Origin of the sequence: Rheinheimera soli, from assembly GCF_021290985.1 — a bacterium.
In the GTDB taxonomy this organism is placed as follows: Bacteria; Pseudomonadota; Gammaproteobacteria; order Enterobacterales; family Alteromonadaceae; genus Pararheinheimera; species Pararheinheimera soli.
Genome location: NZ_JAJOYU010000067.1, coordinates 1 through 2,617, shown reverse-complemented (window position 1 = coordinate 2,617; position 2,617 = coordinate 1). Strand labels below are relative to the sequence as shown.

Genomic DNA, 2,617 nt, shown 5'->3' with positions numbered 1-2,617 from the left:
CAGTGCGAATTTCGGGGTCGTCCGGCCACTCATTTCGGTGTGAACCGGCCAGTCATTTCGGTATCGTCCGGCCACCTATTTCGGTGTGAACCGGTCAGTCGTTTCGGCGTCAATCGGTCACCTGTTTCGGTGTGATCCGGTCAGTCGTTTCGGTGTCATCCGGCCATCTTTTTCTTTCTTCGTTTCAGGTGCTGCGGCATAACTGGGGTTTCCCTGTTGGCCGGAGTTTGTATGACACGCAAAAAGAAAGTGATGAGAACCGATATGAGAACTTATCTGGATGTGTTCCGGCTGTGTTTTGACGATCAGCTGTCCCACCGCCAAATTGCCCTTGCCCTGGGCATTGGCCGCTCGACCGTGACTGATTTAATTGCCCGCTTTAATAACCTCAACCTTGCATGGCCTCTCGCCCCGGAGGTGTCCTTAAATACCCTTGATCAGGCTCTGCTGCCAGGTCGCAATTACCAGACTAAACGGGTCTTGCCCGACTGGTTACGTATCGATTTGGAGCTGAAAGATCCGAAGCTGACCAAGCAGTTATTGTGGCAGGAGTACCAGGCTGAGCATGGTCACGCAGCGCTGGGGTACACCCAGTTCTGCGAACATTACCGCCGCTGGAAAGGCTCGCAGCGCCGTTCGATGCGTCAACAGCATTATGCTGGTGAGAAACTCTTTATCGACTTCTGTGGCCCCACGGTGCCTATCGTGGACCCGCGCACTGGCGAAATCCGCAAAGCTGCCATCTTCGTCGCCACTTTAGGCGCATCCAATTACACCTACATCGAAGCCTGTGCCGGACAGGATCAGCAGTCCTGGCTGATGGCCAACAGTCGTTGCCTGAGCTTTTTAGGCGGTGTGCCGACCTTATTGGTGCCGGATAATCTCAAGGCCGCCGTGGTTAAAGCTGACAAGTTTGAGCCGACCATCAACAGCGATTATCAGGCGCTGGCGCGGCATTACCGCTGTACCGTGATGCCTGCACGGCCCTACAAACCGAAGGACAAAAGCAAGGTGGAAGGCGCTGTGCTGATTGTAGAGCGCTGGGTATTAGCGCGGCTGCGCCACCAGACCTTTTACTCGCTGGAGGCACTCAATCAGGCCATCCGATTGCTGAATCACCAGCTAAACGAACGGCCGATGAAAGCCTATAATGGCCTGAGCCGTAAAGACTTGTTTAAGCAGATTGACCAGCCTGCGCTCAAAGCGCTGCCTGCATTCCCGTATGAATACACGCAGTACAAAGTAGCCAAAGTGGGACCGGATTACCACCTTATATTCGATAAACATTACTACTCGGTGCCGCATGCCTTGTGCGGTGAGCGGCTGGAAATACAGGCCACTACCACCATGATCCGGGTGCATCACAAAGGCCAGTGTGTGGCGCAGCATGTGAGAAGCAGCAAAGCCTTCGGTCAAACCTCGGAGTTATCACACTTGCCACCAGCCCATGCCGCGCATCAGGAATGGGGGCCAGAGCGATTAAGGCAATGGGCAGAGAAAATAGGGCCGGATACGCTAGGCGTGGTACTGGCGATAGAGAAGCGCAAAGCCCATCCGGTCTTAGCTCAGCGCACCTGCCTGGCATTGCTTGGCCTGCAAAAAAGTTATGGTAGCAAACGGCTGGAACGCGCTTGCGGCATGGCACTGCAACAACAGGCTACGTTCACAGGCTTTATTAAAAACCTGCTGAAAAACGGCTTAGATCAAACCCAGCCTGACACCGAAAGCAGCGGCCCGGCGCTTCACCACACCAACTTACGTGGCCCTCACCACTACCAATAAGGACAGAATAATGGATCTCATCATGACGCAATTACGCCAGCTGAAAATGGCGGCGATGGCCAAAGCGCTGGAGCTGCAACGGCAAAACCCGCATAGCTACAGCGGCTTAAGCTTCGAAGACCGGCTGAGCTTGTTGGTGGAACAAGAGCAGCTATCGCGCGACAACACCCGCCTGATGCGACTGCGCAAAGAAGCAGGACTACGGCTTCGGGCCAGCCCGGAGGAACTGAAATACCCGGCACGGCGTGGCATACGGCCAGAGCAACTGACACCACTGCTGCAAGGACATCATCTGAATTACGGTCAAAACGTGCTGATCACCGGAGCCACCGGCTGCGGTAAAACCTATCTGGCCTGCGCACTGGGAGAACAAGCGTGCAGACAGAACAAAAAGGTGAGGTACTACCGGCTGGGTCGCCTGATGGAAGCGCTGAAACTGGGGCATGCCGATGGCAGTTATTTAAAGCAATTAAGCCAGCTGCAAAAGCTGGACCTGCTGATCTTGGACGACTGGGGGTTAGAGGGATTTAAGGGGAAACAAATTAGCGATCTGCTGGATGTAATTGAAGACAGATACGAGCAACGCAGCACAGTGATCGTCAGCCAATTACCGGTGAGCGAATGGTATGGATTAATGGAAAATCCGACGGTAGCAGATGCGCTGTTAGACCGATTGATCCACAACGCCCATCGGCTGGAATTAACAGGCGAATCGCAACGGAAAAAAAGTCTGGCTGAAGCGGTGGAAGTAAGTTAAAAAGTGAGGAGTTACGAAGAAAAGATCAGATGGCCGGACGATACCGAAACAGCTGGCCGGACAAACCGAAATACGCAA

The 2,617-nt window shown here is 53.9% G+C and carries 2 protein-coding genes; both read left to right on the top strand.

Going from position 1 to position 2,617, the window contains the following annotated elements; genetic code table 11:
* Positions 1–231 precede the first annotated feature (231 nt).
* Positions 232–1,782 (top strand): IS21 family transposase, encoded by a 1,551-nt coding sequence (gene istA, locus LSG37_RS20940; RefSeq protein WP_233081950.1) that lies wholly within the window; start codon positions 232–234, stop codon positions 1,780–1,782.
* 10 nt (positions 1,783–1,792) lie between these two features.
* Positions 1,793–2,539: an IS21-like element helper ATPase IstB gene (gene istB / locus LSG37_RS20935; RefSeq protein WP_233081949.1), complete on the top strand. Its 747-nt coding sequence runs from the start codon at positions 1,793–1,795 to the stop codon at positions 2,537–2,539.
* The last annotated feature ends 78 nt before the right edge of the window (positions 2,540–2,617 follow it).